The following is a 12,985-nucleotide window of genomic DNA, read 5'->3' as shown; positions in this document are numbered from 1 at the left end:
CGTCCGGAGCCCGAGGCGAACTTCCGTACCGAGGTCCCGCCCGCTCCCGAGCCGCAGCCGCGGACCGAGGCGCGACCGGAAGCTCCCGCGCAACTACCGGAGGGACTGCGGCGCGAGCCGGAGCCGCCGGCTCCCCGGTTCGACCCGGGCGACTACCTCGCTCCCTCGCTCCCGATCCCGATGCCCGAGCCACCGGCCGCCGGCTACCGGCCCGCGCCGCCTCCGGGTCCGTACGGATACCGCTCCGAGCTCGAGCGCGCCGCCACCGATCTGCCCGCCGGCCCACCCCAGGCCCCCGCGGGTACGTCGTACTTCGGTGCGGCGCCGGCCGTCGGGAACTACCGCCACCCCGGTGAAAACAACCGCGTGTGGGATGGAACCCCGGAATGGGGTACTGGCAACAGCGTGAGCCCCGGACCGAACGAGGGTGATGCACGTGTGGACAACGCAGCCACGAGCCAGTGGTCGACCGACCAGCAGCAGTCGGTTCCACAGACCGCAGCCGAGCAGACCGCTCCCGAGCAGACGTCCACCGAGACCCACCAGTCCGAGCCCGCTACCCCAGAGCAGCCCGCGCCTGAACACCAAACCCGCGAGCGCCAGGCGCCCGAGCAACACGCCCCGCAACAAGCGGCACCCGAGCAACAGCACCCGCACCAGCAGGCCGCACCCGAGCAACAGCACCCGCACCAGCTGCCCGCGCCGGAGCACGAAACTCGCGAGCACCAGGCGCCCGAGCAACACGCCCCGCAGCAGCAGGCACCCGAGCAACACGCACACCAGCAGCCCGCGCCGGAGCACCAAGCTCGCGAGCAGCACGTCCCCCAGCAGGCGGCACCCGAGCAGCGGTTTGCTGAACAGCACCAGCCAGCTCCGCAGCAGCCTTCGCAGCCAGCCCCTCAGCAGGCATCCGAGCACGCCCAAGCGCCTGAGCAGCACGCGCACCAGCAGCCCGCGGCGCACCAGCAGGCGCCTGCCGCGCCGCAGCAGCCCACGCCGTACCCGCAATCACCTGACGCTCGGCAGCAGCACCAGCCGACTCAGCAACAGCCGACTCAGCACCAGGCCGCGCAGCAGCAACCCACTCAGCACGAGCAGCCTCTGCAGCAGCAGTCCGTCGAGCAGCAGCGTGTCGAGCAGCAGCGTGTCGAGCAGCAGCGTGTCGAGCAGCAGCGTGTCGAGCAGCAGCGTGTCGAGCAGCAGCGTGTCGAGCAGCAGCCTCTCCAGCACCAGTCGCTGCAGCACCACGCACCACAACAGCCGGCTCCGCAGCAGCACCAACAGCACCAACAGCAGCTGGCACATCAGCAGCACATGCCATCCCACCAGCCCGGCGCTCAGCACATCCCGCAGCAGCAGATGCCTCAGCAGCACGTGCCCCAGCAGCCACAGCAGCAGCCACAGCCGCAGCAGCCGGTGGCTGAGGTGGTAGCGCCGGTGACGGATCTGGGTGACGCGTGGACCCGTGTCCTCGCCGGTCTCCCGCCGAACCAGCGCGCCTGGCTCACCAACTCCCGTCCGGTGACGCTCCACGAGAGCACCGCGATCGTCGCCGTACCGGACGACTTCACCCGTGGCCAACTGGAGACGCGACTGCGTCCCGACCTGGAACGAATCCTCACCGAGAGCTTCGGCCGGGACATCCGGATCGCCGTCACCGTCGACCCGTCCCTCGACCCCGAGGCCCGCGACCAGCAGGCGGCCCAGCAACCGCAGCAGCAACGGCAACCCCAGCAGCCGCAGCAGTACGCGCAGCCGCCGGTGCAGCAGCAACAACAACTGCAGCAGCACCATGTTCAGCAGCCCGTCCCGCAGCCGCCCGCCGTACGCGAGCCGCTGCGCACCGACGGCGCGTACCAACCGACGATCCAGTCCGCGCTGACCGATCCGGACAACGGACCGCAGTACAGCCAGCCGCCGGCACCACAGCACTACGAGCAGCAGGCTCCGCAGCCGCAGGCGTCGTTCGGTCAGCCGCTCGGTTCGGTGGCCCCGCCACCGAACGGTTCCGCACCGACCCAGGCGGCCACCGAGGCGCAGGGCGAGGCCCGGCTGAACCCGAAGTACACGTTCGAGACCTTCGTCATCGGCAGCTCGAACCGGTTCGCACACGCGGCCGCGGTCGCCGTCGCCGAGGCGCCGGGGAAGGCGTACAACCCGCAACTGATCTACGGCGACTCCGGTCTGGGCAAGACCCACCTGTTGCACGCGATCGGCCACTACGTGCGCAGTCTCTACACCGGGGCCCGCGTGCGGTACGTCTCCAGCGAAGAGTTCACCAACGACTTCATCAACGCGATCCGCGACGACAAGGCGTCCCAGTTCCAGCGCCGGTACCGCGATGTCGACGTACTGCTGATCGACGACATCCAGTTCCTGGAAGGCAAGATCCAGACCCAGGAAGAGTTCTTCCACACCTTCAACACGCTGCACAACGCGAACAAGCAGATCGTGATCAGCTCCGACCGTGCGCCGAAGCGGCTGGAGGCCCTGGAGGACCGGCTGCGGAACCGGTTCGAGTGGGGTCTGATCACCGACATCCAGCCGCCGGACCTCGAGACCCGGATCGCGATCCTCCGGAAGAAGGCGGCCACCGAGCGGCTGACGGCGCCGCCAGAGGTGCTGGAGTTCATCGCGTCGAAGGTGCAGACGAACATCCGTGAACTCGAGGGCGCGCTCATCCGGGTCACGGCGTTCGCCAGCCTGAACCGGCAGCCGGTCGACCTCAGCCTGGCCGAGATCGTGCTGAAGGACCTGATCCCCGAAGGCAGCAAGCCCGAGGTGACCGCCAGCATGATCATGGGCCAGACGGCGTCGTACTTCGGTCTCTCCATCGACGATCTGTGCGGTTCGAGCCGGAGCCGCGTGCTGGTGACGGCCCGCCAGATCGCCATGTATCTGTGCCGGGAGCTGACGGATCTCTCGCTGCCGAAGATCGGTCAGCAGTTCGGCGGCCGCGACCACACCACGGTGATGCACGCCGAAAGGAAGATCCGGCAACTGATGTCGGAGCGGCGCAGCGTCTTCAATCAGGTCACCGAACTGACCAACCGAATCAAGCACCAAGCGAAGCAGCAGTAACCACACAGGCTGGGGACACAGCTGTGGAAAAGTGTGGGTATCGCCGTGGATACCTCGGTCTGTCGTGTGGATTGGCTGTGGGGACAGATTTCGCCGTCCACGGCCGTCCTCAGACGAAGCGGGGGCCGTCCACACCCCATCCACACGGCAATTCGGCCTCTGACCTGCGAAGACGCCGGTTTTCCACACTATCCACCGGTGCTAAGAACCCTATGGAATCTGTAGAGAGTTCCCAGTCCACAAAACGAACGAGCGGCTCGATCTGGGGAAAACCCCGCCCTCGCGCCCGCTTGCGGGACCTGTCAGGCTGTTCCTGGAACGTCGTGAGCACCCGCTCGCGTGCGAACTCGTACGACGCCGACGCGACCCGCCCGAAGCGCCACGTCAGGCCCGAATGGCGCAGAGCACACTTGTCCGTGGCAGGATCTGCCTGGCACACAGCCGAATCAGGAGGCACCCAGCGGTGAAGTTTCGCGTCGAGCGCGACGTACTGGCCGAGTCGGTGGCCTGGGCCGCGCGCAGCTTGCCCAGTCGCCCCAGCGTCCCGATCCTTGCCGGCCTTCTGGTCGAGGCCGAGGACGGGCAGATCACCCTGTCCGGCTTCGACTACGAGACCTCCGTCCGGGTGACCGTGCCCGCGCAGGTCGCGGATGCCGGCAAGTGCCTGATCTCCGGCCGGCTGGTCGCCGACATCTCCAAGAGCCTTCCGAACCAGCCCGTGGACGTCGCCGTGGACGGTGCGAAGGCCCAGGTCACCTGTGGCAGCTCGCGGTTCACGCTGCAGACGCTTCCCACAGAGGAATATCCGGCTCTGCCGGAGCTTCCGGCCGCCAGCGGCACGGTCAAGGCCGACGTCTTCGCCCAGGCCGTCTCCCAGGTGGTGACGGCGGCCGGCCGCGAGGACACGCTTCCGGTGCTGACCGGCGTCCGGGTCGAGATCGAGGGCTCCACGATCGCCCTGCTGGCCACCGACCGCTACCGGCTGGCGATCCGCGAGCTGGAGTGGAACCCGCAGTCCCCCGACGCGTCCGCGGCCGCGCTGGTGCCGGCCCGGGTGCTGTCCGAGACCGCGAAGGCGATGACCGGCTCGGACGTGATCGTCTCGCTGGCCGCGCCCGGCACCGGTGACGGCATCGTCGGCTTCGAGGGCCAGGTGTCCGGCGGCAACCGGCGCGCCACCACCCGGCTGCTGGACGGTGAGTTCCCGAAGGTCCGTGGCATCATCCCGACCGACTCGGCGATCGCCACCCGGGTGCGGATCGACACCGCGACCCTGGTCGAGGCGGTGAAGCGTGTCGCCCTGGTCGCGGAGCGCAACGCCCCGGTCCGGCTGACGTTCGACGAGGACAGCGTGACGCTCGACGCCGGCAGCGGTGACGAGGCCCAGGCGTCCGAGTCGCTCGAGGCCCGGGTCATCGGTGACCCGGTGACGGTCGGCTTCAACCCGACGTACCTGCTCGACGGTCTCGGCGCGATCGGTACGCCGGTGGCGCACCTGGCCTTCACGCAGGCGACGAAACCGGCCGAACTGACCGGCGTGCGGGACTTCGACGGCGATCCGATCAGCGAGTTCCGCTACGTGCTGATGCCGGTCCGCCTGAACAGCTGAACACCAACAGAACAAGGGGATTCACGATGGAGCTCGGCCTTGTCGGTCTCGGCAAGATGGGCGGCAACATGCGCCAGCGGATCCGCAACGCCGGCCACACCGTGGTCGGGTTCGATCACAACCAGGACATCTCCGATTCCAAGGACCTGGCCGACATGGTCGGCAAGCTCACCGCGGCCGGCCAGCCGAAGGTGGTCTGGATCATGGTCCCGGTGCAGGCCATCGACCCGGTCGTCACCGAGCTGGCCGAGCTGCTCTCCCCCGGCGACATCGTGATCGACGGTGGCAACAGCCGCTGGACCGACGACACCCGCCGGGCCGCGCAGCTCGCCGAGAAGGGCATCAAGTTCGTCGACTGCGGTGTCTCTGGCGGCGTCTGGGGCCTGGAGAACGGCTACGCGCTGATGTGCGGCGGCGACAAGGACACCGTCGACGTCGTGATGCCGATCTTCGAGGCGCTGAAGCCGGACAGCGAGTTCGGTTTCGTGCACGCCGGCAAGGTCGGCGCCGGGCACTTCTCGAAGATGGTCCACAACGGCATCGAGTACGGGATCATGCAGGCGTACGCCGAGGGCTACGAGCTGCTCGAGGCCGCGGACATCGTGGAGAACGTCCCGGAGGCGTTCGAGTCCTGGCGCGAGGGCACCGTGATCCGGTCCTGGCTGCTCGACCTGCTGGTCGCCTCGCTGAAGGACGACAGCCACCTGGCCAAGATCCGCGGGTACGCCGACGACTCGGGCGAGGGCCGTTGGACCGTCGAGGCCGCGATCGACCACGCGGTCCCGATGCCGGCGATCTCGGCGGCGCTGTTCGCGCGGTTCGCGTCCCGGCAGGAGGACTCGCCGGCGATGAAGGCGATCGCCGCGATGCGTAACCAGTTCGGCGGGCACGCCGTGAAGGGTGCCGAGTCCGCCGACCCGTCGTACGCGACCCCGCCCAAGAACTGAGGTGTACGTCACCGCCCTGGGTCTGATCGACTTCCGGTCCTACCAGCAGGCGGAGGTCCAGCTCGCCCCGGGCGTGACGGCCTTCGTCGGGCCGAACGGGCACGGCAAGACCAACCTGGTCGAGGCAATCCACTACACCGCCACGCTCGGTTCGCACCGGGTGGCCACCGACGCACCGCTGGTGCGCGCCGGCGCCACCCGGGCGATCGTCCGGACCGAGATCCGCAGTCAGTACGACCGCGACGTGGTCGTCGAGCTGGAAATCAATCCTGGGAAGGCAAATCGGGCCCGGATCAACCGTTCGCCGGTGCCGCGGCCACGGGAAGTGCTCGGCCTGCTGCGGACGGTGCTGTTCGCGCCCGAGGATCTCGCCCTGGTGAAGGGTGATCCGTCCGAGCGACGCCGGTTCCTCGACGAGCTGCTGACGCTGCGGTCACCGCGGATGGCCGGCGTACGGCAGGACTACGACCGAGTGCTGAAGCAACGCAACTCGTTGCTCCGGAGCGCATCGCAGGCCCGCCGGCAGAACCGGTCGAGCTCCGCCGAGGGCCAGTTGCGCACGCTCGAGGTCTGGGACTCGCACCTCGCTCGCGCCGGATCCGAACTGCTGGCGACCCGCCTGGAGCTGCTCGAGGCGATGCGCCCACTGGTCTCCAGCGCGTACGACGCCGTTGCCCGGGGCAAGGGTGACGCGCGGCTGGAGTACAAGTCGTCGGTGCTCCTCGAGCCGGGCGTGGCGTCCCGGGAGCAACTGGAGGAGATCCTGCTCGAGGCAGTCCGCGAGAAGCGGCCGGACGAGCTCGACCGTGGCGTGTCGCTGGTCGGTCCGCACCGCGACGACCTGGTCCTCGGGCTCGGGGACTTGCCCGCGAAGGGGTACGCGAGTCACGGTGAGTCCTGGTCGTTCGCGCTCGCGCTGCGACTGGCGTCGTACGAACTGCTTCGCGCGGACGGGGGTGAACCGGTGCTGATCCTCGACGACGTGTTCGCCGAGCTCGACACGCAGCGCCGGGACCGGCTGGCCGAGCTGGTCGCGCCCGCCGAGCAGGTGCTGGTGACCGCGGCGGTCGGCGCTGACGTGCCCGCTGAGCTCAGCGGAGCGCGCTTCGAGGTGGGTGAGGGGGTCGTTCAGCGTGCCTGAACCCCCGGATTCCTCTGACAGCGGCCCTGAGAGCGAGCTCCCCGTCGACGCGGAGCACGATAAGCAGGGGCTGGATCTGGCGAAGTCGCTGGCGGGACGGCTCAAGCAGCAGGCGGCGGCCGGTGGCATCAAGCCGGTCAAGCGGCGCCGGCGGCCGCGGATCGACGGCGCCCAGATCAGCAGCGCCCGCCCCGACGACCGCGACCCGCAGAAGCTGACCAACACGCTCGGCCGGCTGATGCGCGACCAGGGCTGGGAGGTCGACGTCGCGGTCCACGGCGTGATGGCCCGCTGGCCGTCGATCGTCGGCCGCGAGATGGCCGAGCACTGCACCCCCGAGTCGTACGAGGACACGGTCCTGACCGTCCGTACGTCGTCCACCGCGTGGGCCACGCAACTCAAACTGCTGGCCCCCGACCTGGTCCGCCGCCTGAACGCCGAACTCGGCGAAGGCACCGTCACCTCGGTCAAGGTCCAGGGCCCGCACGCCCCTTCCTGGCGCAAGGGCCCCCGCACCGTCCGCGGCGGCCGCGGCCCCCGCGACACCTACGGGTGAGCCCGGGCGAGATCGAGTTAGGTCGCGACCCGGCCCTCCCCTAGGATCAGGCGCGATGCGCACGCTCGTTGACGGCTTTCGCGAGATGGTCCACCTGATCGGGGATACGTTCCGGCTCTGGTGGAAGAACCTCCTGCCCATGACCATCTGGTGGGTCGCCGGTTTCGCCGGCTTCACGGTGTGCATGCAGGGGGCGATCTGGCTGGCCCAGCACGCCCACTCCAGTCTCGGAACAGGTCTGTTCGCGGTCGGCGTACTGCTGCAGATCACCGCCGCGGTCGGCATGATCCGGACCTGCGCGATGTCGTTGTACCGCTGGCGCGACGCCGCGAGCAGCGAGGCCGAGGAAACCTCCGACCCGACGCAGCGCGGGCTCCTGGAGCTGCTGGCGGTCACACTGCTGCCGCTGGTCGCCGTCTGGTCGGCCTGGGGTTTCTTCGACGAGCAGGTCAACCAGTTGAGCGCGACGTACCTGGTGCAGAAGGGCCTCCAAGAGGGCTCCGGATTCTTCAAGGTGGGAATCCACACCTGGCACAACTACTTGCCGGCCCTCATCATCTTGCTGGTACTCCGTCGCGTCCTGCAGGCCGTCGACGACCGGTGGCCGAGCCGGCCGGTGAAGTTCGCCCAGGTCTGGGCCGAGTCGTTCTTCGTGCTGCTGACCTTCGTGATCACGCCGTACGCGATCTCCGAGGGCAAGGTCTGGTTCAAGGAACGCAGCTTCTGGTACTGGTCGGTGGACTGGTGGGGCGGGTTCAAGGACTTCTTCGCGAACATCCACATCCCGATCCCGGCCGGTATCGAATTCCTCTGGGGCTTCTTCTGGGAGTCGCTCTGGCCGCTGTTCAAGCTGGGCGTCGCCGAGCCGCTGACCTGGCTGGCTATCACCACGGTCGTCTTCGGGCACCGCGTGCTCTCCAGCGGCGGCGTCTTCCGCGGTACCCGGATCGAGCGCCGGCTCGGTGGACAGGCAGAGCAAGAGGCCGCTCCGCGTGGCCGGATCGTCGAGCTCACGTACAAGGCGCCGGACCTGTTGCTCGCCGGTGTGCGGGAGAAGTTCTACCCGGCGATCAACGCGTTCCGGCTGCTGGTCCGGGTCGGGCCGGTGTTCCTCGGTGTGGTCTGCATGGTCTACACCTTCTGGTTTCTCGGCGACGCCTGGGCGTTCGTCGGCATCCAGCGGCTGATCGGCATCCACGGCGAGACGTGGGGCCTGATGAACCAGGAGATCGCCTCGACGATCGAGCGACTGCTCTTCGAGCCGCTCCGGATCGCCCTGCTGGCAGCCGCGTTCGACCTGTGCATCTCGGTCGGCACGGAGCGCCGCGCCGAGGCCTCCGCCGCGGTCGAGACCAAGACCGCGGAAGCCGCCAAGCAGCCGGCGCCCGCGACCGCCTGACCGTTCAGTTCACGGGGTGATCAGCACGCGCCGGTGCTCGCTGAAGTCCTCGACGGTCACACCGGTCAGATTCGGTACGGCGGACTTCGGTACGACGAACACCTGCGCGATCTGCTGGGACTTGTTCATCGTGAACGGGTGGTCGTCATCGCTGCAGTACGTCGGCAACGGGTACCCGAACGCCTGCTCGTTGTCCCACGTATTGCCCTTGGTGTCCCGGAGTACCGCGTCGCAGCTGAAGCCCTTGTCCTTCAGGAAGAGCCCGTCGCGCGGCGTCACGGTCATCGTCGCCACGACCGCGATCGAGCCGGCCGGCCCGCCGAGCTCGATCGCCTCGCCCTCGTCGTCGAGCAGCGTCGCGTAGGCCTTCAGCGAGTCGAGCTTCCACTCGACGTGCGCGACCGTCACCGGTCCCTGGCTCACGACTGTGTCGATCCGGCCCAGCTTGTACATGTTCTCGTCGTCGTCCAGGTACGGCTTCAGCATCACGAACGAGCCGACGCTGGCCAGCGAGACCAGCAGCGAGACCTGGACGGCCAGCCGGGACACCCGGCTCGCGAGCTTCACGATGCCACCCGGGTCTCGGACTTGCCGACGACGTACTGAGGCTCGGCGCCGTCCACCATCTGCTGAGCGATCGCGTCGGTCGGGATGCCGAGGTCGACGCGGACCTCGGAGCTGTAGACGTTGAAGATCAGTGACGGGCGGATCCTCAGGGTGAGGTTGGTCATGTCGGCCGGGTTCACCTCGAACACGACGGTGCCGGTGCGCGCGTAGCCGGCGTCCGGGAATCCGAAGTCGCTGTTGTCCACGCCCTCGACCGGTTCGTAGATGCTGCCGCCGTCTGTGGTCAGGGTCTCGTCGAAACCGCTGGGATTCTGCACTCCACGGACCGTGTCCCACTCGATCGCGACGAAGACACCGTTGGTCTCGACGGCCTTCTTGTCGTCGGTGTCATTGCTGTCCAGCAGCGAGCGGGCGAACTTGATCCGGTTCACCTTCACGGTCGAACCGCTCCCGGCGTACTCGAGGGACTCGCCGATCGTGCCGTGCACGACCTTCAGGTTCTGCTCCTCGTACACGTTGTCCGGGGCGGCCAAGCGGGTGACTCCGCCGATCAGAACGAAGAGCAGGCCGACCAGGATGGTCGCGGGGCGGTACAGCTTCACTTCTCGCCCCCCTTGTCGATGACGACCTCGGGCTTCATCCGGACGACGGCGGCCGCGTCCTCCGAGTGCCAGTACGGATCGTCGTTCGCACCCAGCGCCGCGTTGTCGCCCACGAAGTGCTCCTGCAGCACACCGATCTCGATCTCGTCGGCACTGAAGTCCGGTTCGACCTTGAACTTCACCGTGCACGACTCCGGCGGCAACCCATAGACCAGGCGCCAGCCGATCCGGTCGTCCTTGCAGGTCGCGCTGTCGCCCTTCACGAGATCGGCGCCACCGCCCGGGACCAGCCGGAACAGATCAGGGTCGATCCGGGTGCTCTCCTGCTTCTCGGAGTCGATGTTCTTCGCGTCCAGGGAGATCTGCAGGGTGGTCTCGGCGTCGGAGTACGCGCCCTTCGGCTTCCGGACGATGGTGGCCTTGGTGACGTTGTACTCGAAGCGGCCGGCGGTGACGGTGGCCGGGGCGGTGAGAGTGGGGACCGTGCGGCCCTTCTTCTCCTTCCAGCCGCCGGTGGCCAGGACGATCAGGGCGGCCACCACGACGAGGGCGATCACCAGCAACCAGATCCGCCGGTGCCGGTGGATCACCCGGTCGGCGATCATCGCGTCGATGACCTCGTCGAGACTTTCCACGGCAGCGATCCTAGAGGGCGGTGGGGTGCGCGCCGGGCACCGCTCGTCCACGGGCCGCCGGGACGCCCGTACAGCGGTCTGGACCGGTCGGTACCGGAACGGTCAGTCGCGAAACGCCCGAAGGCCACTGAGAGGCCGTGAGCGCTTTTCGGCCCCCCACCCGCGAGAGGGGACATGGCGATGAGGGAGAAAAGACGCCCTGACCCGAGTTTCAGGCGCCTGGTGGCAGGTTCTGCTTCGGTCGACGGGTAGAATGAACGGTGTAGAGCGAGCCGCGCCTTTGCAATCACCGTAGAGGGCGGCTCTACTGTGCCGCGATGCCTCGCGAACGCGGGGTCCGAGGAGGACAACCACCGGTGACCGACGAGCCGATCGAGATCGACGCCAACCAGTCCGCCGACCCCATCGGCCCCAGCGATACCCCCGCACCCGACCTGGACGCGATTCCGTCGTCGGTCGTCGAGCGGGAGTACGACGCGAGCGCCATCCAGGTCCTGGAGGGTCTGGACGCGGTCCGCAAGCGTCCCGGTATGTACATCGGGTCCACCGGTGAGCGGGGTCTGCACCATCTGGTCACCGAGGTGGTCGACAACGCGGTCGACGAGGCGATGGCCGGGTACGGCGACCGCATCGTGGTGACGCTGCTCGCCGACGGCGGGGTCCGGGTCGAGGACAACGGCCGCGGTATCCCGGTCGGGATCGTCGAGTCCGAGGGCAAGCCGGCCGTCACCGTCGTACTCACGGTGCTGCACGCCGGCGGTAAGTTCGGCGGCGGTGGCTACAAGGTGTCCGGCGGTCTGCACGGCGTCGGCGTCTCGGTCGTGAACGCGCTGTCCACGCGACTCCAGGTCGACGTGAAGACCGGCGGCAAGCTGTACACGCAGTCCTTCACCATGGGCAACCCGGACGAGGACCTGGCCGAGATCGGCACCTCCGACTCGAACGGTACGACGATCACGTTCTGGGCCAGCCCGGACGTGTTCGAGACCACGACGTACTCCTACGAGACGCTGGCCACCCGCTTCCGTGAGTACGCCTTCCTGAACAAGGGCCTCGAGCTGGTGATCCGGGACGAGCGCCCCGACCACCTCGACGAGGACGGCAAGCCGCTGGAGCAGTCCTTCCGGTACGCCGACGGTCTGGTCGACTACGTGAAGTACCTGACCGGGATCCGCGAGACCGTGCACCGCGACGTGATCTCGTTCGAAGCGGCGACCGCGGACGACACCATGAGCCTCGAGGTCGCGCTGCAGTGGAGCGGCTCGTTCCAGGAGTCCGTGCACACCTTCGCGAACGCGATCAACACCCACGAGGGCGGCACCCACGAGGAAGGCTTCCGGGCCGCGCTGACCTCGCTCGTGAACGGGTTCGGCGAGGACCAGGGGATGATCAAGAAGAAGGAGGACAGGCTCACCGGCGACGACATCCGGGAGGGCCTGACCGCGATCATCTCGGTGAAGCTGGCCGAGCCGCAGTTCGAGGGCCAGACGAAGACCAAGCTCGGCAACACCGAGGTGAAGGGTTTCGTCCAGCGGGTCGTCAACGACAAGCTCGGTGCCTGGTTCGAGCAGAACCCGGCCGAGGGCCGGGAGATCATCCGCAAGGCGTCGGCCGCGGCGAGTGCCCGGATCGCGGCCCGCAAGGCCCGCGACCTGGCCCGGAACCGCAAGGGTCTGCTCGGTGGCGGCGGCCTCCCCGGCAAGCTGGCCGACTGCCAGTCGACCAACCCGGAGGAGTGCGAGGTCTACATCGTCGAGGGTGACTCGGCCGGCGGCTCCGCGAAGGGCGGCCGGGACCCGAAGTTCCAGGCCATCCTGCCGATCCGCGGCAAGATCCTGAACGTCGAGAAGGCCCGGATCGACAAGGTCCTGCAGAACAACGAGGTGCAGGCGATCATCTCCGCGCTCGGCACCGGCATCCACGAGGACTTCGACGAGGACAAGCTCCGGTACCACAAGATCGTGATCATGGCCGACGCCGACGTCGACGGCCAGCACATCCGGACGCTGCTGCTGACCCTGCTGTTCCGCTTCATGCGGCCGCTGATCGAGCGCGGTCACGTGTACGCCGCGCAGCCGCCGCTGTACAAGATCCGGTGGAGTAACCAGCCGCACGAGCTGGCCTACACCGACCGGGAGCGCGACGGGCTGCTCGAGGCCGGCGCCGAGGCGGGCAAGAAGCTGCCCAAGGAGAACCCGATCCAGCGTTACAAGGGTCTGGGCGAGATGAACGCGAACGAGCTGTGGGAGACCACGATGGACCCGGCGAACCGGGTGCTGCTGCAGATCACCCTCGACGACGCGGTGCGCGCCGACGAGACGTTCCAGACGCTGATGGGCGACGACATCGAGGCGCGGCGCAGTTTCATCCAGCGCAACGCCAAGGACGTTCGCTTCCTCGACATCTGAGCTCGCCCCAACACCGACGTACCTGATCTGAACGGGACTT

At 68.2% G+C, this 12,985-nt stretch carries 12 protein-coding genes; 7 read left to right on the top strand and 5 right to left on the bottom strand.

Annotated elements, in window-relative coordinates; translation table 11 throughout:
* Positions 1-93 precede the first annotated feature (93 nt).
* Complete coding sequence (locus ACFYRH_RS05355) at positions 94-1,008, bottom strand: hypothetical protein (RefSeq protein ID WP_387768466.1); 915 nt, start codon at positions 1,006-1,008, stop codon at positions 94-96.
* Positions 1,009-1,533, bottom strand: a complete 525-nt coding sequence (locus tag ACFYRH_RS05350; RefSeq protein WP_387768463.1) for a hypothetical protein — start codon at positions 1,531-1,533, stop codon at positions 1,009-1,011.
* Between ACFYRH_RS05350 and dnaA the strand changes: the two genes are divergently transcribed.
* The 6 genes from dnaA (at position 1,522) to ACFYRH_RS05320 (ending at position 8,733) form a co-directional block, all read left to right on the top strand.
* The gene (gene dnaA / locus ACFYRH_RS05345; protein WP_387768460.1) at positions 1,522-3,081 is read left to right on the top strand and encodes a chromosomal replication initiator protein DnaA; all 1,560 of its coding nucleotides are present in this window, start codon (positions 1,522-1,524) and stop codon (positions 3,079-3,081) included. The genes ACFYRH_RS05350 and dnaA overlap by 12 nt on opposite strands.
* Before the next feature lie 463 nt (positions 3,082-3,544).
* Positions 3,545-4,690, top strand: coding sequence for a DNA polymerase III subunit beta (dnaN, locus tag ACFYRH_RS05340; protein WP_387768457.1), 1,146 nt, complete (start codon positions 3,545-3,547; stop codon positions 4,688-4,690).
* A gap of 26 nt (positions 4,691-4,716) precedes the next feature.
* The gene (gene gnd, locus ACFYRH_RS05335) at positions 4,717-5,637 is read left to right on the top strand and encodes a phosphogluconate dehydrogenase (NAD(+)-dependent, decarboxylating) (RefSeq protein WP_387768454.1); all 921 of its coding nucleotides are present in this window, start codon (positions 4,717-4,719) and stop codon (positions 5,635-5,637) included.
* Position 5,638: 1 nt separating this feature from the next.
* On the top strand, positions 5,639-6,778 hold the full coding sequence (gene recF, locus ACFYRH_RS05330; protein ID WP_387768451.1) for a DNA replication/repair protein RecF: 1,140 nt from the start codon (positions 5,639-5,641) through the stop codon (positions 6,776-6,778).
* Positions 6,771-7,334: a DUF721 domain-containing protein gene (locus ACFYRH_RS05325; protein ID WP_387768448.1), complete on the top strand. Its 564-nt coding sequence runs from the start codon at positions 6,771-6,773 to the stop codon at positions 7,332-7,334. The genes recF and ACFYRH_RS05325 overlap by 8 nt, the downstream gene beginning before the upstream one ends.
* Positions 7,335-7,389: 55 nt before the next feature.
* A complete protein-coding gene (locus ACFYRH_RS05320) occupies positions 7,390-8,733 on the top strand; it encodes a hypothetical protein (RefSeq protein ID WP_387768445.1) in 1,344 nt (447 codons plus the stop codon).
* Positions 8,734-8,742: 9 nt separating this feature from the next.
* Here the strand turns inward: ACFYRH_RS05320 and ACFYRH_RS05315 are convergent, their stop codons facing one another.
* From ACFYRH_RS05315 to ACFYRH_RS05305, 3 genes are read right to left on the bottom strand one after another with little or no spacing between them, the layout of a single operon-like run.
* Positions 8,743-9,300: a hypothetical protein gene (locus tag ACFYRH_RS05315; RefSeq protein ID WP_387768442.1), complete on the bottom strand. Its 558-nt coding sequence runs from the start codon at positions 9,298-9,300 to the stop codon at positions 8,743-8,745.
* Positions 9,297-9,902, bottom strand: a complete 606-nt coding sequence (locus tag ACFYRH_RS05310) for a hypothetical protein (protein ID WP_387768440.1) — start codon at positions 9,900-9,902, stop codon at positions 9,297-9,299. The genes ACFYRH_RS05315 and ACFYRH_RS05310 overlap by 4 nt, the downstream gene beginning before the upstream one ends.
* The gene (locus tag ACFYRH_RS05305) at positions 9,899-10,537 is read right to left on the bottom strand and encodes a hypothetical protein (protein WP_387768437.1); all 639 of its coding nucleotides are present in this window, start codon (positions 10,535-10,537) and stop codon (positions 9,899-9,901) included. The genes ACFYRH_RS05310 and ACFYRH_RS05305 overlap by 4 nt, the downstream gene beginning before the upstream one ends.
* 317 nt (positions 10,538-10,854) lie before the next feature.
* Here ACFYRH_RS05305 and gyrB point away from each other — a divergent pair, with 317 nt between their 5' ends.
* Complete coding sequence (gene gyrB / locus ACFYRH_RS05300) at positions 10,855-12,945, top strand: DNA topoisomerase (ATP-hydrolyzing) subunit B (RefSeq protein WP_387768434.1); 2,091 nt, start codon at positions 10,855-10,857, stop codon at positions 12,943-12,945.
* Positions 12,946-12,985 lie beyond the last annotated feature (40 nt).

Origin of the sequence: Kribbella sp. NPDC004875, assembly GCF_042873375.1 — a bacterium.
GTDB lineage: Bacteria > Actinomycetota > Actinomycetes > Propionibacteriales > Kribbellaceae > Kribbella.
Note: the sequence above shows the minus strand (reverse complement) of the source record. Positions and strands in the feature narration are given on the sequence as shown.